Source organism: Burkholderia sp. BCC0419 (assembly GCF_902830285.1).
Lineage (GTDB): Bacteria > Pseudomonadota > Gammaproteobacteria > Burkholderiales > Burkholderiaceae > Burkholderia.
The window spans coordinates 1-18,804 of the sequence record NZ_CADESR010000011.1; the positions used below are offsets into that span (position 1 = coordinate 1).

Genomic DNA, 18,804 nt, shown 5'->3' on the forward strand with positions numbered 1-18,804 from the left:
GAAGGAAGGCGCGAAGCACAACGTGCGCTCGCACGTCGTGTGTCCGGGCTTCGTGCGCACGCCGCTGGTCGACAAGCAGATTCCGGAGCAGGCGAAGGAGCTCGGCATCAGCGAAGAGGAAGTGATCAAGAAGGTGATGCTCGGCAACACGGTCGACGGCGTGTTCACGACGGTGCAGGACGTCGCGCAGACGGTGCTGTTCCTGTCGGCATTCCCGAGCGCCGCGCTCACGGGCCAGTCGTTCATCGTCAGCCACGGCTGGTTCATGCAGTAAGGTCCCTCGCCTCCCGAACGGGAGGCGATTCCCCGCAGCACCGCTTATTCTCACGATGGGATGCCGTCTGTCGACGTCATTCCGTTCGCCTCCGCCGTCCACGGCGGGATTTCTCGGAGCAACTGATGAAACCGCACGCGCGTACAGAAAAGCAGGCCGTCGATGCGGCGGACCTGCAGCACGAAGCCGGCGCGCCGGCTGCTGCGCGGTCGCTGCCGTACGAAACGATCGCGCTCGTCCTGCAGGGCGGCGGCGCGCTCGGCGCATACCAGGCCGGCGTGTTCGAAGGGCTGCATGAAGCAGGCATTCCGCTCGACTGGATCGCGGGCATCTCGATCGGCGCGCTCAACACCGCGCTGATCGCCGGCAATGCGCCCGAGCATCGCGTCGAGCGCCTGCGCGAATTCTGGGAAACGATCTGCCAGCCGGCGTTCTTTCCCGCAGTGCCGGCCGCGTTCGAGTTCGCGCTGTTCAACAGCATCGACCAGATCCGCACGTTCTTCACGGCATCGCAGGCCGCGAGCGCGATGATGCAGGGCCAGCAGGGCTTCTTCGTGCCGCGCTTCCCGCCGCCGCTGCCGGGCGTATCCGATCATCCCGAAAAAGTCAGCTGGTACGACACGTCGGCGCTGCGCGCGACGCTGCTGAAACTGTGCGATTTCGACCGGATCAATTCGGGCGAGACGCGCGTGTCGGTCGGCGCGGTCAACGTCGGCACCGGCAACTTCGTGTACTTCGACAACTCGCGCATCCGTCTCGCGCCCGAGCATTTCATGGCGTCCGGTGCGTTGCCGCCCGCGTTCCCGCCCGTCGAGATCGAGGGCGAGTATTACTGGGACGGCGGCGTCGTGTCGAACACGCCGCTGATGGAAGTGCTCCGCGCCCGGCCGCGCCGCGACACGCTCGCGTTCCAGGTCGATCTGTGGAGCGCGCGCGGGCCGCTGCCGCGCACGATGGCCGACGTCGCCGAGCGCACGAAGGACGTGCAGTATTCGAGCCGCACGCGTTTCGTCACCGATACGCTGCAGCGCGAACAGCGCTACCGCAACGTGCTGCGCCACGTGCTCGACCAGGTGCCGGAAGAGCAGCGCAAGAACGACCCGTGGTGCGTCGAGGCCGACGCGATGTCGAGCGGGAAGAAGTACAACATCCAGCACCTGATCTATCAGCAGAAAGCGTACGAGCATCACTACAAGGACTATCAGTTCGGTCTGTCTACGATGCGCGACCACTGGGCCGCGGGTCTCGACGACATCCGCAAGACGCTCGCGGTGAAGGACGGCCTCGCGCTGCCCGTCAACGACGCGGGCTTCGTCACGCACGACATTCACCGCCGCCGGTAATGCCGTGTGCAACGGGTCGGTGCGCCGCATGCGCCGGCCCGTCCTCCTTTCCGATTCGACATGCCGATTTTCATTGCGCTATTCGCGCTCATCGCCCTGGGCTGGGGCGCGGTTCACCTGTTTCACGTCATCGCCGCGCAGTTCGGCCAGCCGGTCGCGATCGCGGCCGCCGTGCTGGCCGCCGCGATCCTGATCGCACTGGTCGCGTGGTGGCTCAAGCGCCGTCGCGACATCGCACCGAACACGAAGGAAGAAGGCTGGACGCATATCGTGCATCGCGCGTGGGGCGAGTTGCGCGTGTCCGCGACGCAAGGGCTGCTGTGGCTGTCGCATGACGGCGCGGACGGCCGCTATACGCTGTCGCAGCTCGACGGCTGCGAGGCCGCGCCGATCGACGGCCGCTGGCATCTCGTCGTGCGCGTGCGCGACGCCGTGCGCGGCGAATGGAAGCTGCCGATGATGGACAAGCACGATGCGCAGCGCTGGGCGCGCGTGCTGATGCTCGCGAAGGACAACCGGCTCTGAACTGAACGCGCGTTCGGCCCGCACGGGCCAGCCGCACGACGGCCCGCTATCGCGCGCCGAGCGCCCGCAGCGCATCGAGCACGTGCTGCGTCGTCCGTTCGACCGGGCCGGCCCGATGGGCAATCCCCAACTCGCGCCACAACGCCGGGCGTAGCGGCCGCATGACGATGCGCGCATCCGGCAGCGGGGCCCCGGCCTCGTGCGGCAGCAGCGTCGCGCCGTACCCTGCGGCGACCAGGCTCTTGATCGCATCGTTGTAGTTGAGTTCGATCCGCGGCTCGGGCCGGTGGCCGCCGAGCGCGAACCATTCCGTCGTGAGCCGCGACAGACGCGTCGTCGCATCGTTGAGAATCAGCGGCCGCGCAGCCAGATACGCCGGCGTCACCCGGGCCGGAAGCGGCCAGTCCGCGGGCAGGAAAGCCATCACCGGGTCTCGACGCCAAGGGCGGATCGACAGCCCCGCGACCGGTGCTTGCGGCAGCGCGACCAGCCCGACATCGAGCGTGCCTTGTGCAATGCGCGCCAGCGTGTCCTGCGACGTGAGCACCGCGATCTGCACGTCGATATCCGGATGCTGCGCGCGCAATCCGGCCACCGCCTGCGGCAACAGGTGTGCGATCGCACCGGTCGATGCGCCGAGACGAACGCGCCCGGTCAACCCCTGCACCTGTCGCTGCACGTCGTCCAGCGTGGCTTCGACTTCCGCCAGCAGACGCCGCGCCCGCTCCACCAGCACTTCGCCGATCACCGAGGGGCGCACGTTGCCGCGGGTGCGGGACAGCAGCGGCGCGCCGACGCGGCTTTCCAGCTCGGCGACATGCAGACTGACGGTCGGCGGCGCGAGATGAAGCCATTGCGCCGCCGCCACGAAGGATCCCTGGTCCGCGATCGCGACCAGCGTACGCAGGCGGTCCAGACTGATCTCGCGCATCACACACCTCTCGTTCAGGAAAGCTGAATCGGACGGTCAGCAAATTCAACTTTTCCTATTCTAGGCGTTCGGTGGACGATACGGCTTCCCCCGACGACCGAACGCGACGAACACGACCATCATGAGCTTCCCCACTGTCTTCATCGACGGCGACCAGGGCACGACCGGGTTGCAGATTCACGCGCGTCTGCGCGACCGCACCGACGTGCGGCTGCTCACGCTTCCCGCCGCCGAACGCAAGGACCCCGCGCGGCGCGCCGACGCACTCAACGCGTGCGATATCGCCATCCTGTGCCTGCCCGACGCGGCCGCGCGCGAAGCGGTCGGCTTCATCCGGAACCCGGCGGTACGCGTGATCGACGCGAGTTCGGCCCATCGCACGCAGCCCGAATGGGTCTACGGCTTTCCCGAGATGGCCGACGGACATGCGCAACACATTGCGCAGGCGAAGCGCGTGACCAATCCGGGCTGCTACCCGACGGGCGCGATCGGCCTGCTTCGCCCGCTGCTGCAGGCCGGGCTGCTGCCGCGCGACTACCCGGTGAGCATCCACGCGGTGTCCGGTTATTCGGGCGGCGGGAGGGCTGCCGTCGACGCATTCGAATCGGGCGACGCCGCCGCACGCGCGTTGCCGCTACAGGTCTACGGCCTCGCGCTCGAACACAAGCACGTGCCCGAGATCCGGCAGCATGCGGGGCTCGCGCACCGCCCGTTCTTCGTGCCGGCCTACGGTGCCTATCGGCAAGGCATCGTGCTCACCATACCGATCGAGCTGCGCCTGCTTCCGGCCGAGGTGACCGGTGAGCGGTTGCATGCGTGTCTCGCGCACCACTACGCGGATGCGCGTCACGTCGACGTGATGCCGCTCGCGGACGCCGCCGCGGCAACGCATCTCGATCCGCAAGCGCTGAACGGCACCAATGATCTGCGGCTCGGCGTGTTCGTCAACGCAGACGGCGGTCAGGTGCTGCTGTCCGCCGTGTTCGACAATCTCGGCAAAGGGGCATCCGGCGCGGCCGTGCAAAATCTCGACTTGATGCTCGGCGCGCTACACGCGGCGTGACGCTCCGCAGGCATCGTCGGCGGTGCCTGCGCACGCCCCCGTAAAAGCTCACCTTTAGCCGGTTTCAGGCCGTATCGTCACCCGCGGCGGCATTCAGGCCGGCCAGCGTCTCCACCAGAAAATCCACGCACACGCGCACCTTCGCCGACGCCGCGACGCGCTCCGGATACACGGCCCAGATGTTCGCGGGCTGGATCGCGTCCGGCAGCACGCGGCACAATGCGCCGCGCTCGATCAGCGGCCCGGCCTCCCAGATCGAGCGCAGCACGATGCCGCGCCCGGCCAGCGCCCATTGCACGGCCACCTCGCCATGGTTCGTCGACAGCGCGCCGCCGACCTTCACCGTGGCCGGTTCGCCGCGCACGTTCAGCCGCCATACGCCGAACGGATGATCGCGCTCCTTGATCGCGAGACAATCGTGCGAGGCCAGATCCGCGAGCGAGCGTGGCGTCCCGCGGCGGGCGAGATAGTCGGGCGACGCGCACAGCACGCGATGGTTCGTGGCAAGGCGGCGCGCGATCAGGTGATCGGCGATCTCGTCGCCGATGCGCACGTCGAGGTCGTAGCCCTCGCCGGCCACATCGACGAGCCGGTCGAACAGATCGAGCCGCACGTTCAGTTGCGGATAGCGCGCGCTGAAGTCGAGCAGCGCCGGCGCGACGACGTGCCGGCCGAAGCCGAAGCTGCTCGACATGCGCAGCGTGCCGCGCGGCACCGTGCGCGTGGTCGACACGTCCTCGACGAGATGATCGACATCGTCGAGAATCTTTTCGGCGCGCGCGAACACGCGCTCGCCGGCTTCGGTGACCGTCATGCGGCGCGTCGAGCGATGCAGCAGGCGCGTGCCGAGCTGCGCCTCGAGCATCGCGACGCGCTTGCTGACATACGCGGGCGACACCGCGAGCTGCTCGGCGGCGGCGCTGAAGCTCGCGAGGCGGACGACCAGACTGAACACGCGCAGGTCGTCGAGGTTCGGCGATTTATTCACGATTCGTGGAAAGTCGATTAACTTTTGAGCGATTTTAATCCATATGGAAATAAATAGAATGACGTGACGGGCCGCTGCCTTCCCGGCAGCCGGCCACCCAGCCAAGGAGATTTGCATGACCGACAGGACTTACAGGATTGCCGTGATCCCCGGCGACGGCATCGGCCGCGAAGTGATGCCCGAGGGCCTGCGCGTGCTCGACGCCGTGACCGCGCGCTTCGGCGTGCGCTTCGACTTCGTCGAGATCGACTGGGCGAGCTGCGACTACTACGCGCAGCACGGCACGATGATGCCGGACGACTGGAAAGCGCAGCTGTCGGGCATGGACGCGATCCTGTTCGGCGCGGTCGGCTGGCCGGCGACGGTGCCCGATCACATTTCGCTGTGGGGTTCGCTGCTGAAATTCCGCCGCGAATTCGACCAGTACATCAACCTGCGGCCCGCGCGCCTGTTCGACGGCGTGCCGTCGCCGCTCGCCGGCCGCCGCCCGGGCGACATCGATTTCATGATCGTGCGCGAGAACACCGAGGGCGAATATTCGTCGGTCGGCGGCACGATGTTCGAAGGCACCGAGCGCGAAGTCGTGATGCAGCAGTCGATCTTCACGCGGCACGGCACCGAACGCGTGCTGAAATTCGCGTTCGAACTCGCGCAGCGGCGTGCGAAGCGCGTCACCGTCGCGACGAAGAGCAACGGCATCGCGATCAGCATGCCGTGGTGGGACGCGCGCGCGGCCGAAATGGCCGAACGCTATCCGGAGATCGCGGTCGACAAGCAGCACATCGACATCCTGTGCGCGCGCTTCGTGCTGCAGCCGGACCGCTTCGACGTCGTCGTCGCGTCGAACCTGTTCGGCGACATCCTGTCGGATCTCGGGCCGGCCTGTACGGGCACGATCGGCATCGCGCCGTCGGCGAACCTGAACCCCGACCGCACGTTCCCGTCGCTGTTCGAACCCGTGCACGGTTCGGCGCCCGACATCGCGGGGCAATACATCGCGAATCCAGTCGCGATGATCTGGTCGGCGGCGATGATGCTCGACTTCCTCGGTAACGGCACGGGCCGCGAACGCGACGCGCACGATGCGATCGTCGCCGCGATCGAGGACGTGCTGCGCACGGGGCCGCGTACGCGCGATCTCGGCGGCAACGCGGGCACGCAGGAAGTGGGTGAAGCGATCGCCGCACGGATTGCGGGTTGAGGGTTGAAGGTCATGCCCGGCGCTCGCGCCGGGCATGACCTTCGTGAAACGGTCTGCGGTGAGCGACGCATGATGCGGTTGCGCACGTGTGCGGACTCCGCCGATGCGTCGGCGGTGAAGTCGAGCGGTGAGCAACGACACGTCGCGACGCGCACTGCTTGTGCGGTCTTTCGTTGAGCGTCGAAAGATGATCCGATCGGTGAGTTGCACGTCGCGCTCGCACACACCGATCGTCAATGCACGATCGCTTAAACGCGATCGGTGAGATGCATCACGCGGTGAAGCACACCGCAGCACTTCGACGCATGCACCGCTTTACCCGCGCGATGTCGCGTCGATCTGTTCAACGCACACAGCTCGACGCGATATTTCACCTCGTCCCGAAAAATCTCACCTTCAGCGGACGGCTCCCGAATTTCCTCACCATTGAACCCGGGTGATACGTTCGCCGATCCGTCGAACGCATGCGAGCATCACAGCCCGAGGTCGGACAGCCCCGGATGATCGTCCGGACGACGGCCGAGCGGCCAGTGATAAAGACGGTCCGCTTCGCGAATCGGCAGATCATTGATGCTCGCGTGACGATGCGCCATCAGGCCGTTTTCGTCGAACTCCCAGTTCTCGTTGCCGTACGAACGGAACCAGTTGCCCGCATCGTCGTGCCACTCGTATGCAAAGCGCACCGCGATGCGATTGCCGCCGAACGCCCACAGCTCCTTGATCAGCCGGTAGTCGAGTTCGCGCACCCACTTCCGCTGCAACAGCCCGACGATCTCGTCGCGGCCCGTCACGAATTCCGCGCGATTGCGCCAGCGGCTTTGCGGCGTATAGGCGAGCGATACGCGTTGCGGGTCGCGCGTGTTCCACGCGTCCTCGGCGGCGCGCACCTTCTGGCGCGCCGTGTCGAGCGTGAAGGGCGGAACGGGCGGACGAACTTCGGGGGAAGCGGACATGGGTTGCTCCTGTTCAGGGTTCTGGCTGCGAACGCACGCAGCCGGTTCGGATTCGCTGCGTCGGCTACCGCGATACGGTATCGAGCAGCAGTTCAGCCGTCGCGCGCGCATCGCGCGCGGCGTTTGCATCGCCGCTGACGAGCGCCACGCCGATCGCGCCGTCGATCAACACGAGCCACTGACGCGCGATGCGCGCGAGCCCGCGGCGCTCGATGCCGGTTTCGTCGGCATAGGCGTCGAAGCGCTCGCGCACGAACGCCAGCAGGCGTGCCTTGTGCATGCGGGCAACGATGCGCACCGGATCGTCGGCGTCGGGTATCTCGCCCGACGCATTCAGGAACGCGCAGCCGTGAAAGTCGGGCTGCCCGAACCAGTCGCGCAGCACGTCGAACATGCCGAGCAGTTGCGCGCGCGGCGCCTTGCCGCGCGCCAGCGTGGCGTCGACGAACCAGCGCATCCAGCGTTCGTCGCGACGTTCGAGCGCGGCGACCACCAGCGCCTCTTTCGATTCGAAATGCGAATAAAAGCTCTTTCGCGCCGCGCCGGATCGCTTGACGATCGCATCGACGCCGGTCGCATGGATGCCGCCCGAATAGATCAGCGCTTCGGCCGCGTCGAGTAGCCGGTCGCGAACGCCCGGTTCGCCGGAGGAGTCGAGAAGTGTGTTCATGGGTTTACGGTAGAACGATCGTTCTCCGTCGTCAATACCCGGATGAAGAGGCCCTGCCGGTGGGAGGGCTGAAGTGCCCCAGCGCCGGCGCGTCGTGTTGAGCCTTCAGCTCGACCCGCGCGGATCGAAGGGTGAACGGATCAAGTAGTGGTCTACGCACCGATCAAGGCCGATCGGTGTCGATCGCATCGCGCATCAGTGAGTCGCAACGCTGTGTGCGGCTCACGGTTGATGTTCCAGTTCGGCACGATGTCGCACGCCAAGCGAAGCGGGGAAGTGCATGGAAGAGGAGAAACAGGCGCCGAATGGCGTGACGAGGAGAAGCGATGCGTCTGTCGACAGGTGAAGCGACCATGCAACTGCACGTCACCGACGCGGGATCGTGTGGCAATTCGGCGCGCAAACACAGCTCCCGAATATTCTCACCTCAAGCGTTGAATCGCGCGTTCCGACGCGCGACGTTGCGCGTGCAAACGAAAGCGGGGCAGTCGGCGAACGCGCCGCACTGCCCCGTCTCGACACCCGACTCAGACCGTCCAGTCGAGAATCACCTTGCCGCTTTCGCCGGACAGCATCGCGGCGAAGCCTTGCTCGTAGTCGTCGGCTGCGAAGCGATGCGTGATGATCGGCGACAGGTCGAGGCCGCTCTGCAGCATCGCGACCATCTTGTACCAGGTCTCGAACATCTCGCGGCCGTAGATGCCCTTGATCTCGAGCCCCTTGAAGATCACCTGGTTCCAGTCGATCGCCGTCTGCCCGGGCGGGATGCCGAGCAGTGCAACCTTGCCGCCGTGGTTCATCGCCTCGAGCAGGCTCGTGAACGCGCTCGGCACGCCCGACATCTCGAGACCGACGTCGAAGCCTTCGGTCATATGCAGGTCGGCCATCACGTCGCGCAGCGAGTCGCGCGCGACGTTGACCGCGCGCGTCGCGCCCATCTTGCGCGCGAGCTCCAGCCGATAGTCGTTGATGTCGGTGATGACGACGTTGCGCGCGCCGACGTGCTTCGCGATCGCGACGGCCATGACGCCGATCGGGCCCGCGCCGGTGATCAGCACGTCTTCGCCGACGAGATTGAACGACAGCGCCGTGTGCGTCGCGTTGCCGAACGGATCGAAGATCGACGCGAGATCGTCGGAGATCTCCGGCGGAATCTTGAACGCGTTGAACGCCGGAATCGCCAGGTATTCGGCGAACGCGCCTTCGCGGTTCACGCCGACGCCCACCGTGTTGCGGCACAGATGCCGGCGCCCGGCGCGACAGTTGCGGCAGAAACCGCACGTGATGTGGCCTTCGCCGGACACGCGATCGCCGATCGCGAAGCCGCGCACTTCCTGCCCCATCTCGACGATTTCGCCGACGTATTCGTGGCCGACGTGCATCGGCACCGGAATCGTCTTCTGCGCCCAGTCGTCCCACTTCCAGATATGGATGTCGGTGCCGCAGATCGCCGTGCGGCGGATCTTGATTAGCACGTCGTTGTGGCCGACTTCGGGACGCTTCACGCGCGTGAGCGTGAGGCCGGGGCTGCGTTCGAGCTTTGCCAGTGCTTTCATGGTCACGCCTCCGTCAGATGATGCCGAGCGACTTGCCGACGCGCACGAACGCGGCGACCGTCTGGTCGATCTGTTCGGGCGTATGCGCGGCGCTCATCTGCGTGCGGATGCGCGCCCGGCCACGCGGCACGACGGGGAACGAGAAGCCGATCACGTACACGCCTTCGCCGAGCAGCTTGTCGGCCATGTTCGTCGCGAGCTGCGCGTCGCCGAGCATCACCGGGATGATCGGATGCGCGCCGGGCACGAGCGTGAAGCCGGCTTCGGTCATCTGCTGGCGGAACCGCGCGCCGTTCTCGCGCACGCGCTCGCGCAGCTTCGCGCCTTCGTCGCTGCCGAGCAGTTCCAGCACCTTCAGCGATGCCGCGGCGATGCTCGGCGTGAGCGTGTTCGAGAACAGGTACGGACGCGAGCGCTGGCGTAGCAGCTCGATCACCTCGCGACGCGCGGCGACATAGCCGCCCGAGGCGCCGCCGAGCGCCTTGCCGAGCGTGCCCGTGATGATGTCGACGCGGCCTTCGACGCCGCAGTGCTCGGGCGTGCCGCGGCCGTGCGTGCCGATGAAGCCGACCGCATGCGAATCGTCGACCATCACGAGCGCACCGTAGCGATCGGCGAGATCGCAGATGCCTTTGAGGTCGGCGATGATGCCGTCCATCGAGAACACGCCGTCGGTCGCGATCAGCTTGTGGCGCGCGCCCGCGGCGTCGGCTTCCTTGAGCTTCGCCTCGAGGTCGGACAGATCGTTGTTCTTGTAGCGCAAACGCTTCGCCTTGCACAGGCGAATGCCGTCGATGATGCTCGCGTGATTCAGCTCGTCGCTGATCACCGCGTCGTTCTCGTCGAGCAGCGTCTCGAACAGCCCGCCGTTCGCGTCGAAGCAGCTCGAATAAAGGATGCTGTCCTCGGTGCCGAGAAACGCGGCCAGCGCGCTTTCCAGTTGCTTGTGGACGGTTTGCGTGCCGCAGATGAAGCGCACCGATGCCATGCCGAAGCCGTCCTGGTCGAGGCCGGCCTTCGCCGCGTCGATCAGGCGCGGATCGTTCGCCAGACCCAGATAGTTGTTCGCGCAGAAATTGAGCACGCCGGCACCGCCGGCGAGCCGCACGGCTGCCGCCTGGGGACTCGCGATCTCGCGCTCGGTCTTGTAAAAACCGTCCGCGCGGATCTGGTCGAGCGTCCCGCGCACCTGGGCGAGAAAGGCATCACGCATCGCAAAGCTCCTGACAGGGATTCGCATTCCGCGGCGCACGGCTCGTGGCGGCGCAACGGCCTGCTACTGTTATAGTCGGTCGTTCGGTTGACCGCATTTATCCGATATTCCGAACTAGAATTCGAAATATCGAACAACTCTAAGCGAACGGAATCCAAATGGCAAGTTCCTCCGGATCGCGGCGCACGCGTGCCGACGCCGCCCCGCAGCCGCCGGCCGCGACCCCGCCGCGCGTGGGCGAGCAGATCCAGCGGCTGCGCAACGAGCGCAAGCTGACGCTCGACGACCTGTCGCGCGCAGCCGGTGTATCGAAATCGATGCTCTCCGAGATCGAACGCGACAAGGCCAACCCGACGATCGCCGTCGCGTGGCGGCTGACGAACGCGCTCGGCATCACGCTCGACGAACTGTTCTCGCAGCCGAAGGCGCCCGAGACGATCCGCGTGGACGGCCCGCACGACATTCCGACGCTCGCCGGCCACGACGGCCGGTACCAGTTGCGCGTATGGGGCCCGATCGACCTCGCCGGCAAGTTCGAGTGGTACGAACTGACGCTGCCGGGCGGCGGCGCACTGGTATCGAACGCGCACGAACCCGGCACGCGCGAGCACCTCACCGTGCTGCAGGGCGCGATGGAAATCGAAGCCGCCGCGGCCAGCCGGCGCCTGAAAGCGGGCGACACCGCGCGCTACCCGGCCGACGAGCCGCATGCGATCCGCAATCCCGGCAAGACCGAAGCGCGGGCCTTGTTGATCGTGATACATCGCTGACGGCGCGTATAGCTAGCCAAAAGGTCAATCGCAGGCCAGTTGCGGAAAATACTGTATGTTTGTACAGTATACGGACATTCCGCCATGCACGGGCCGGAGCCGGCGCACCGAGGCGCTCGCCCCGGTCGACAGGAGCCTGCAATGACAGAAGAACAAGATTTGGCCGCGCTCAGCTTCAAGGCTGCCGCGCACGACCTCGAATTGATCGTTCGCCATATCGCCGGGCGCTACATCCGTCAGCGCGTGCCGCTGACGTGGCGCCTGCTGCACGCGATCGAAGCCGAAGCGCTCGCCGATCTCGGCTTTGCCAGCCGGCATGACGCCGGCATGCGTCAACTGTTCGAACGGCCGTCGGACATGACGTTTCCTGAAACGGACGATCCGATCGACTTCGGGCGCTCGAATGCGCTGCCCGCGGTCTTTTCATTCGCCGTTCTCGCGTACGAAGCTGCGGCAACGACGCACGATACCGCGCGTCCCGTGCGCGCTCACCGCCAGCCCAAGGCGTGGGGCGACTGATGGCCCAGCCCCGGCCGCGGCGCATGGCGGCCGGTTCACCCGCTTGCTGCCCGATACGTTGCGGAAAGGGCTACCATATACGCAACTAACGGAATTAATACCATGTCCCTTCCCGCCTCTCCCGACACCACCGCCCCGCCGGAAGAAAAGGATCTGTTCGACCGCGATGCATCCGACTGGGTCGTCTCGCCCGAAGCCGCGTTCGACGCGTGGCTGGCGATGCAGGACTATCGCCGCTCGTCGGCCGATGTCTATCGCGCGCAATGGGGTGCGTTTCTCGCGTGGATGCGTACACATCAAAAGAACCTGGCGACGGTCGATACGCCGACCATCGCGAACTTCGTCGGCGAGTTGCCGATCAAGAAAACGCAGCGAATGCGCTATCTCCGGCTGATCGAGCGCGTACTCGATCATATCCGCCGCACCGAGTACGCATCGACCAATCCGGCCCGCTTCATTGCTCAGGATGGCGAAGCGAACTGGCGCAATGCCCGCGACAACGAACCGACCGGTTTCCTCACGCCGGCGGAGCGCGCGACGTTGCTCGCGTATCTGTTTTCGCCGATCGGCGTATCGGGTTCCGCGTACTGGAAGGAGCGTCGCGACCGCGCGCTCGTCGCCGCGTTTCTCGGTGCCGGCATCAAAACCGGCGAAGCGCGCGCACTCACGATTAGTTGCATCAATACGAGCGGCACGTCGCTGCGGATCGAGTCGACGCATCCGGATTACGCGCGCGAAACCCATCTGGCCTCGTTCGCGATCGCCTTGCTCGAAGCCTGGCTCACCGAACGCAAACGCCAGGAGATTCCGGGAGAGCTCGTCTTCCCCGCATCGCACGCCGGGCGGCCGATGCACAAGGCGACGATGCTGCGCGCGATCGACGCGATCGTCGAATCGGCCGGGCTCACGTCGTCACGCACCGCGCGTGCAAGCCCACAAACATTGCGCAATACCTACGCGGCCGAACTGTTCGAGCACGATGTGCCGCCCGAGCGCGTCGGCAAATGGCTGGGCTTCATGCGGCCGATCTCGTCGAATCGCCTGCATCGCGCCTGGAAAAACTGGCGCGACGGGCTGGCCGACAGCAACGGTGACGGTGACGCGTCCGACCGCGACGAAACTCACTGATCGGGAAATGGCTGCTCACGCGAAACGATCCGTGAGCAGCCTTGCGTGGCGCAGCCTCACCGTTTCACAGCTCCCGAAAAACCTCACCTCAAGCTTCCCGGACCCTCTCACCTGTGCGGTGCCGCCGACTTCCGGGTCAGGGTTGCGCAAAACGCGCGACGGCTTCGAAGCGGGACGGCCATGCGCCCGAAGCGTGCTCGCACTCGGGGCACGCGACTTCAAAACCCTCGTCGCCATGTGACAGTTCCGGTTCGCCGTCGCAATGCGGGCACCGGGCCGGCGCCGGGATTTCGTGATCCAGCGAGGTGCCGATTGCGGCATACGCGTCCGCATCCAGTTGTCCGGCATCGGCCAGACGCCGAAGCAGCGCGGCGATTTCCGGATTCATCCCGCGGTTCGCGCGCAACGAACTCGCGTCGCGCGTTGCGCGGTCCAGTTCGTCGCTCTGGGTACGCAACTGTTCTTCGAGCCGGTCGGCGCGCGCCTTGGCCGAACTCAATTGCTGCAGGAAATCGAACTCCTTGCGCTGAACGTCGCGTAACCCGCTCTGGTAGGTCGACGCCATGCTGCGCAACGAGTCCAGTTCGACCAGCATCGGCTTGACGCGGCGTTCGGCTTCGGCCACCGCATCCTTGATTTGCTGCGCGTAGTGCTCGGTGCGCTGCTGCAATTCGGCTTGCAGCGCATCGATGCGGTCGCGCAGCGCGGCGTTCTGGGCCTGTTCGGCATCGATGCGGCCGGCAGCCGCGGCCAGTTCCTTTTCCAGTCGGGCGACTGTGGTGAGCAATGTAGCTTCGCTCGCCGAACCGTGGGTGGTCTGCGACGCGAGCTGAACCTCGAGTTCGGTCACCCGCGCCTGCAATTGCTCGTTTCTCGCTTCGCCGCGTGCGAGCGCCCCTTCAAGCGTTTCCTGGCGGACGGTTGCGTCGCGCAACCGCTGTTCGGCGTCGGCCATGTCGGCGCGAACCTGCTCGCGGTCACCATCGAGGCTGTCGCGCGCGGCTTTCAATGCCTCTTCATAGAGTGCGCCGAGCAACGCGCCGGCCTTTTCCTCGACGGCTTTCGGGATCGCCGCGCCGTCGAGCCGGATCTTGGAGGCGGAACGGATGCGTTCCCAGAAATGATCGATGTCTTTCGGGATGTCACTGGCGCTGCCGGTCTGGGTCAGATCACGGACGTTGGCGGCCGACGGCCGGATACCCAGATCGAAGAACAAGCGCTTGCACGCATGCAGCGACAATTCCTGACGCCGTGCACCGCTTGCGCGCAGCGATTCCAGTTCTTCCCGAATGACTTGACGCATTTCGTCCAGGGTCATGGCAACACTCACAGACAATGAAGTGTGGCAATCATAACGAAATACGTATTTATTGATACTTGTTTCGAGGGTTCGTTGCGAATTTACGTCGCTTTGCACAGAAATCGCCTCTGTGAGCCGATCCTGCTGAAGGTGGCCTGGAATTCCGTGAAACAAAGCGAAGAAAGTCAGCCAAGTCCTTGTACTGCAAGCAATTTCCGGCGAACCCCGAATTTGGGCATTTGTTTCACATAACGACTGATCCGGTTGCCTGTGGGTGTTCAGGGGTTGGGGTGTCTGTGGAAAACTCGTCAGCCCATGTCTTGAGAGTATTAGAAGTAAACACCCTTGAACCCTTAGTTAAAAACGTTAACGCCACGGCACAGCCTTATGGTGCAAGGCTTTCCGACCGACAAGGTGAAGTTTTACGGGAGCCAAGGTGATCTTCTGCGGGAGCTGAAGTGATGGGGTTCAGGGAGCTGCGTGAGCCGTTGCAGGAAGGGTCGTGAGCGGATTCGGGATCACAGTAAAACACGCGTTTTCCCACAGGTGAGGGTTTTCGGGGCCGCACAGCCACGGAACCCGCGCGGTGCCTGACTGCACAGTTTTCTGCCTGTGCAGACATAGGTGAGAATTTGCAGGACCTGCTTTGCGCCCCGATTCTGCCCATCTTTTGGGCAGATTTGGCGAAAGGTGAGGTTTCACGGGACTCCACGGGAATTTGCTGTGAGGATTTCCGGGAAGCGAACGCCATTTTGCACAGCAAAAGTGCTCTCCGGGGCCTGTGATGCCCCAAAGGTGAGGTTTTTCGGGAGGGAAATCCGGGTTTTCCTGCCCCGATCCCCCTAAGGTGAGCTTTTTCGGGGCACGGATCACAGGCCGTGACCTGGCTCACAGGTGAGGCTTTCCGGGAGCGGTATTTGCTGAAAAAATGGTCAAAGGTGAGGTTTTTCGGGGCCTGTAACCGGCCGAATTCGCCGAAGAGCCCGCCAGGACTGGAAGAAATCTCGTTTTTACTGTGCCACCTTTTGGCACAGGTGAGATTTTTCGGGGGCCGACATACGGTTGTCGTATGAGGGATGCCGGTCGAAAGGTGAGATTTTTCGGGGGATCCCGGGGCTGCACAGCCAAATGCCTTCTGTGCATAAGTATCGGAAGAGATTGGGATTTTTGATACCGCGCCGGTTACGGTGAGGTTTTTCGGGAGCCATTTCCGTGCCCGCTGCTGTGCCGCATTTTTTCGGTAAGGTGAGCGTTTTCGGGAGTCATTGGCAGCCAGTCCCGCGTGTGTCGGCCCTTCGTCGGCATCCGGACGAATCAACATGCTGTGCCTGAGGTGAGTATTTTCAGGACCGGACACGATTCGCGCGCTGTACAATGCGCGCCCGGGCTGGCCAAGCACCCGCTGATCGGGCCGCGCGTGCCGGTTTCGACGGCGGTTTTCCACGTGTCGAAGCCGAACCGATCTTCTGGTGAGCCGCGCCTGTACATGCATACAGGCCGATGTGCGGCAGTGGGGGGAGGGACGGTGAGGTGCAATCGCGACCCTGTGTCGAACTCACGGCTGCGCAGTCGCAAAATTACGACAAATCGAAAGGTGAGCCGATACGGGAGCCAATTTCGCACGTGTCGTGCACAGGTGAAATTCTGTGAATCGGCGCATGCCGCGGCACGTCTGGAAGAGTCCGGAACGCCGCACGGGCGGACCGGTGAGCGTTTTCGGGAGCGGTTCGGGTGAGTGCCGTTTCGCCGGCGCGCTTCACCGGCTATGGTGAGCATGTCGTTCTGGACGCACATCACCGCAGGCGCTATCCTTCCGGAAACTTCTCCTCCGACCCGACGTATGGCCACGACGAAGCGCGCCAAGAAAACCGATGTGGATGTGGTGAGTGCCAGTTCAGCCGAATTGCGAAAGGCCGTCGAGGCGATCGCCATTCAGCCGAAGAGCGGCAAGATCACGCTCCTCACTCGCAAGCTGTTCAATGTCCTGCTCGCCGTCGCGCAGCAGGCCGACGATTCGGGCGATACGTATCGCGCGCTGCTGTCGGACATCGTCGCCAACTCCGCTTTCGATTCGAACGACACCGCGTTGGTGAAGGAACACCTGCGCCGCATGGTGTCGGTGCAGGTCGAATGGAGCACGGGGACGTCGAGCCAGAAGCCCGGCCGCAAGTGGGGCATCTCCACGCTGATCGCCGATGCGGAAATTCTCGAGGATCCGGCCACCCGCCGCGTGTGGGTCGAATTCTCGTTCGCACCGAAGATCAAGAAGAAACTGCTCGACCCGGTCCAGTATGCGCGCCTGAGCCTGCAGTTCCAGAGCCAGCTGCGCAGCAGCGCCGGTCTCGCGCTGTACGAGATCTGCGTGCGCTACCTGACGAACCCGAGCCACCTGACGATGCGCGAGCCGTGGGAATGGTGGCGGCCGATCTTGTCGGGCACACCCGACACGGAAGCCGGCGACGAAGCGAAGCGCGAGTACAAGTACTTCAAGCGCGACTACCTGCGCCCCGCGATCGCGGAAGTCAACGCGGTCACCAACATCTTCGTCGAGCTGATCGAGCATCGCGAAGGGCGTCGGGTTGCCGAGATCCAGTTCCGCGTGACCGAGCGCAAGCAACCGATGCTCGCGCTCGACGAACACCCGAACGTATTCGACAGCACGCTGGTCGACCGGATGGTGAAGCTCGGGATCCCGCTGAAGGAAGCGCAGACGCTCTATGCGGACAGCGAGGAAAACCGAATTCGCGCCGCATTGCAGATGACCGAGCAGCGGATGCGCAGTACGACGCTGCCGCCGGTGCGCAGCGCGCCGGCGTTGTTCAAGGATGCGCTGAAGAAGGGGTATGCGCCGCCGGTCGAGTCGGTCGACGCGCTGCCGGCCGGCACGCCGGCTGCGAAGGTCGCGGCTGCGCAGCCGGACGATCTGAAGGCTCGCCTGCTGAGCGAGTTCTCCGCGTTCCGTCGCAAGGAAGCGAAGGTGCTGTACGAGGAGCAGGGCGACGCGGAGCGCGAAGTGGCGCGCGAGTCGTTCGAGTCGGAGGCATTGCCGACGATGGGCTCGCATCTGCGCGACGACTGGCGCAAGCGCGGCCTCGATTCCAAGCTGGCCGAGACGGCCTTTTTCGACTGGCTGGCCCAGAAGACCTGGGGCGAGCCGACGGACGGCGACCTGCTGTCGTTCACGCTGAACCAGTCGCGGGCCGCTTGAGACCCGCTCAGGCCCGCTGACGGGCCGCCGCCGGTCCCCACCCCCTGGTCGGGTGGGACCGGCGTCCTCACCAGGCCCTGCCGGCCGCTTCCCTCACTCCGACAACAGCATCCGCTCGAGCTGCTCGAGGATCGCGTCGCGCTTGTCCTTCGGGAGGCCGCGCAGGCGCAGTTCGATGCGGTCTTCGCCATAAGACTTCAGGTCGCCGACCGACTTGCCGCCGAGCTTGATCTCGAGACGCTGCGCATAGCGCTGTCGGCCTGCGGCCTTCGGCGTCTCCTGCGCCGCGACGCGGCCCTTGACGATGTCCGACACCTGGCGCGTGCTGAGATCGTCCGACACGATCTTGTTGATCAGCCGCAGCGTCGCCTCGGTGCCGCGCGCATTGTGATAGCGGCCGACCTGATACGCCATGTTCGACCCGAAGCGATCGGGGCGCGCGACCATTTCCTGCATGATCGCTTCCGGCAGCTTGCCGATCGACAGCGCGACGGCCACCGTCGACTCGTCGAGGCCGAGATGCTCGGAGAGTTCTTTCTGGCTCTGGAAATGCTTGTCGTCGAGGAAGCGGCGCCACACGACGGCATTGTCGAACACCGTCTGCGAATCGCGCTGAACGTTGAGGTCGTAGCCGAGCTTGTAGCTCTGGATGCCGATCGGCACGTCGATCACGATCGCCTTGACCGACTCCTTGTTCGCTTCCTTCAGCGCCCGCACGCGGCGGCCACCGTCGCTGACGAAATACGTGCCCGGATTGTCGTAATCCGGAATCACGTGAATCGCCTGCTGCTGCCCCTGCTTCGCGAGGTTGACCGCGAGTTCGGCAATCGACGATTTCAGATAGAAGTGCCGCGGGTTGAACGGGCTGTGCTTGATCGCCTTCAGCGGCAGCTCGATCACCTGCCCCGGCGCATAGCGATTTTCGAGGCGCCACGCGCGATATGGCTGCGATTCGTCGATCGACGGATCGATCGTGAATTCCGGCGCAGGCGGCGGTGCGATGTCTTTCTTCGCGGATTTGGTCGACGCCGGGGTGGGCGTCTCGGACTTGACGATACCGTCGATCGCATTGAGCCGATCAAGCGCCGTGCGCTTCTCGCTCGTCGTGATATCCGGGCGCGCTTGGAATCCTTTGGCAAATTGGGAAGGTTTCATGTGACTC

Annotated in this window: 17 protein-coding genes; 9 read left to right on the top strand and 8 right to left on the bottom strand. The window is 64.9% G+C overall.

The genetic code is table 11. The features are described 5' to 3' along the window. From HWW87_RS31820 to HWW87_RS31830, 3 genes are all read left to right on the top strand, one after another. Window positions 1-274: SDR family oxidoreductase (locus HWW87_RS31820; RefSeq protein ID WP_143281031.1), on the top strand; the 274-nt coding region annotated here is incomplete at its 5' end. A 125-nt stretch (window positions 275-399) separates the two neighbouring features. Next, window positions 400-1,617 carry a patatin-like phospholipase family protein gene (locus HWW87_RS31825; RefSeq protein WP_175823632.1) on the top strand — a complete coding sequence of 406 codons (1,218 nt, stop codon included), beginning with the start codon at window positions 400-402 and terminating at the stop codon, window positions 1,615-1,617. Between the two features lie 60 nt (window positions 1,618-1,677). Beyond that, window positions 1,678-2,142 carry a hypothetical protein gene (locus HWW87_RS31830; protein WP_175823633.1) on the top strand — a complete coding sequence of 155 codons (465 nt, stop codon included), beginning with the start codon at window positions 1,678-1,680 and terminating at the stop codon, window positions 2,140-2,142. A 46-nt stretch (window positions 2,143-2,188) separates the two neighbouring features. Here HWW87_RS31830 and HWW87_RS31835 read toward each other — a convergent pair whose 3' ends face one another. After that, window positions 2,189-3,073 carry a LysR family transcriptional regulator gene (locus HWW87_RS31835; RefSeq protein WP_175823634.1) on the bottom strand — a complete coding sequence of 295 codons (885 nt, stop codon included), beginning with the start codon at window positions 3,071-3,073 and terminating at the stop codon, window positions 2,189-2,191. A gap of 121 nt (window positions 3,074-3,194) precedes the next feature. On the opposite strand from HWW87_RS31835, the gene argC reads away from it, so the two are divergent. After that, window positions 3,195-4,136, top strand: a complete 942-nt coding sequence (gene argC / locus HWW87_RS31840; protein WP_175823635.1) for an N-acetyl-gamma-glutamyl-phosphate reductase — start codon at window positions 3,195-3,197, stop codon at window positions 4,134-4,136. A gap of 64 nt (window positions 4,137-4,200) precedes the next feature. On the opposite strand, the gene HWW87_RS31845 is transcribed toward argC, so the two are convergent. After that, window positions 4,201-5,124: a LysR substrate-binding domain-containing protein gene (locus tag HWW87_RS31845; RefSeq protein ID WP_175823636.1), complete on the bottom strand. Its 924-nt coding sequence runs from the start codon at window positions 5,122-5,124 to the stop codon at window positions 4,201-4,203. 115 nt (window positions 5,125-5,239) lie between these two features. On the opposite strand from HWW87_RS31845, the gene HWW87_RS31850 reads away from it, so the two are divergent. Then, the gene (locus HWW87_RS31850) at window positions 5,240-6,325 is read left to right on the top strand and encodes a tartrate dehydrogenase (RefSeq protein WP_175823637.1); all 1,086 of its coding nucleotides are present in this window, start codon (window positions 5,240-5,242) and stop codon (window positions 6,323-6,325) included. 473 nt (window positions 6,326-6,798) lie between these two features. Here the strand turns inward: HWW87_RS31850 and HWW87_RS31855 are convergent, their stop codons facing one another. From HWW87_RS31855 to HWW87_RS31870, 4 genes are all read right to left on the bottom strand, one after another. Then, window positions 6,799-7,278 carry a nuclear transport factor 2 family protein gene (locus HWW87_RS31855; RefSeq protein WP_175823638.1) on the bottom strand — a complete coding sequence of 160 codons (480 nt, stop codon included), beginning with the start codon at window positions 7,276-7,278 and terminating at the stop codon, window positions 6,799-6,801. 64 nt (window positions 7,279-7,342) lie between these two features. After that, window positions 7,343-7,948 (bottom strand): TetR/AcrR family transcriptional regulator, encoded by a 606-nt coding sequence (locus tag HWW87_RS31860; RefSeq protein ID WP_174433612.1) that lies wholly within the window; start codon window positions 7,946-7,948, stop codon window positions 7,343-7,345. 527 nt (window positions 7,949-8,475) lie between these two features. Further along, the gene (tdh, locus tag HWW87_RS31865; RefSeq protein ID WP_175823639.1) at window positions 8,476-9,504 is read right to left on the bottom strand and encodes an L-threonine 3-dehydrogenase; all 1,029 of its coding nucleotides are present in this window, start codon (window positions 9,502-9,504) and stop codon (window positions 8,476-8,478) included. Window positions 9,505-9,517: 13 nt separating this feature from the next. Beyond that, window positions 9,518-10,717 carry a glycine C-acetyltransferase gene (locus HWW87_RS31870; protein WP_174434836.1) on the bottom strand — a complete coding sequence of 400 codons (1,200 nt, stop codon included), beginning with the start codon at window positions 10,715-10,717 and terminating at the stop codon, window positions 9,518-9,520. A 158-nt stretch (window positions 10,718-10,875) separates the two neighbouring features. On the opposite strand from HWW87_RS31870, the gene HWW87_RS31875 reads away from it, so the two are divergent. The 3 genes from HWW87_RS31875 to HWW87_RS31885 all read left to right on the top strand — a co-directional run bounded on the left by HWW87_RS31875 (window position 10,876) and on the right by HWW87_RS31885 (window position 13,134). Continuing rightward, window positions 10,876-11,487 (top strand): XRE family transcriptional regulator, encoded by a 612-nt coding sequence (locus HWW87_RS31875; RefSeq protein WP_034205807.1) that lies wholly within the window; start codon window positions 10,876-10,878, stop codon window positions 11,485-11,487. A 141-nt stretch (window positions 11,488-11,628) separates the two neighbouring features. Continuing rightward, window positions 11,629-12,006 carry a DUF2471 family protein gene (locus HWW87_RS31880; RefSeq protein ID WP_174387314.1) on the top strand — a complete coding sequence of 126 codons (378 nt, stop codon included), beginning with the start codon at window positions 11,629-11,631 and terminating at the stop codon, window positions 12,004-12,006. Window positions 12,007-12,108: 102 nt separating this feature from the next. Next, on the top strand, window positions 12,109-13,134 hold the full coding sequence (locus HWW87_RS31885) for a tyrosine-type recombinase/integrase (RefSeq protein WP_175823640.1): 1,026 nt from the start codon (window positions 12,109-12,111) through the stop codon (window positions 13,132-13,134). A gap of 136 nt (window positions 13,135-13,270) precedes the next feature. Here the strand turns inward: HWW87_RS31885 and HWW87_RS31890 are convergent, their stop codons facing one another. Then, window positions 13,271-14,452 (bottom strand): DNA-binding protein, encoded by a 1,182-nt coding sequence (locus HWW87_RS31890; RefSeq protein ID WP_175823641.1) that lies wholly within the window; start codon window positions 14,450-14,452, stop codon window positions 13,271-13,273. Window positions 14,453-16,274: 1,822 nt separating this feature from the next. On the opposite strand from HWW87_RS31890, the gene HWW87_RS31895 reads away from it, so the two are divergent. Next, window positions 16,275-17,642, top strand: a complete 1,368-nt coding sequence (locus HWW87_RS31895) for a replication initiation protein (RefSeq protein ID WP_175823642.1) — start codon at window positions 16,275-16,277, stop codon at window positions 17,640-17,642. Between the two features lie 93 nt (window positions 17,643-17,735). Here HWW87_RS31895 and HWW87_RS31900 read toward each other — a convergent pair whose 3' ends face one another. Next, window positions 17,736-18,797 carry a ParB/RepB/Spo0J family partition protein gene (locus tag HWW87_RS31900; protein ID WP_175823643.1) on the bottom strand — a complete coding sequence of 354 codons (1,062 nt, stop codon included), beginning with the start codon at window positions 18,795-18,797 and terminating at the stop codon, window positions 17,736-17,738. Window positions 18,798-18,804: the final 7 nt, after the last annotated feature.

Excerpts from the sequence above, each read along its gene's own strand:
- HWW87_RS31880 (WP_174387314.1), top strand. The coding sequence starts at position 11,629 with ATGACAGAAGAACAAGATTTGGCCGCGCTCAGCTTCAAGGCTGCCGCG.
- HWW87_RS31855 (WP_175823638.1), bottom strand. The coding sequence starts at position 7,278 with ATGTCCGCTTCCCCCGAAGTTCGTCCGCCCGTTCCGCCCTTCACGCTC.
- HWW87_RS31860 (WP_174433612.1), bottom strand. The coding sequence starts at position 7,948 with ATGAACACACTTCTCGACTCCTCCGGCGAACCGGGCGTTCGCGACCGG.
- tdh (WP_175823639.1), bottom strand. The coding sequence starts at position 9,504 with ATGAAAGCACTGGCAAAGCTCGAACGCAGCCCCGGCCTCACGCTCACG.
- HWW87_RS31870 (WP_174434836.1), bottom strand. The coding sequence starts at position 10,717 with ATGCGTGATGCCTTTCTCGCCCAGGTGCGCGGGACGCTCGACCAGATC.
- HWW87_RS31890 (WP_175823641.1), bottom strand. The coding sequence starts at position 14,452 with ATGACCCTGGACGAAATGCGTCAAGTCATTCGGGAAGAACTGGAATCG.
- HWW87_RS31830 (WP_175823633.1), top strand. The coding sequence starts at position 1,678 with ATGCCGATTTTCATTGCGCTATTCGCGCTCATCGCCCTGGGCTGGGGC.
- HWW87_RS31900 (WP_175823643.1), bottom strand. The coding sequence starts at position 18,797 with ATGAAACCTTCCCAATTTGCCAAAGGATTCCAAGCGCGCCCGGATATC.
- HWW87_RS31825 (WP_175823632.1), top strand. The coding sequence starts at position 400 with ATGAAACCGCACGCGCGTACAGAAAAGCAGGCCGTCGATGCGGCGGAC.
- HWW87_RS31835 (WP_175823634.1), bottom strand. The coding sequence starts at position 3,073 with ATGCGCGAGATCAGTCTGGACCGCCTGCGTACGCTGGTCGCGATCGCG.
- HWW87_RS31850 (WP_175823637.1), top strand. The coding sequence starts at position 5,240 with ATGACCGACAGGACTTACAGGATTGCCGTGATCCCCGGCGACGGCATC.
- argC (WP_175823635.1), top strand. The coding sequence starts at position 3,195 with ATGAGCTTCCCCACTGTCTTCATCGACGGCGACCAGGGCACGACCGGG.
- HWW87_RS31895 (WP_175823642.1), top strand. The coding sequence starts at position 16,275 with ATGGCCACGACGAAGCGCGCCAAGAAAACCGATGTGGATGTGGTGAGT.
- HWW87_RS31875 (WP_034205807.1), top strand. The coding sequence starts at position 10,876 with ATGGCAAGTTCCTCCGGATCGCGGCGCACGCGTGCCGACGCCGCCCCG.
- HWW87_RS31885 (WP_175823640.1), top strand. The coding sequence starts at position 12,109 with ATGTCCCTTCCCGCCTCTCCCGACACCACCGCCCCGCCGGAAGAAAAG.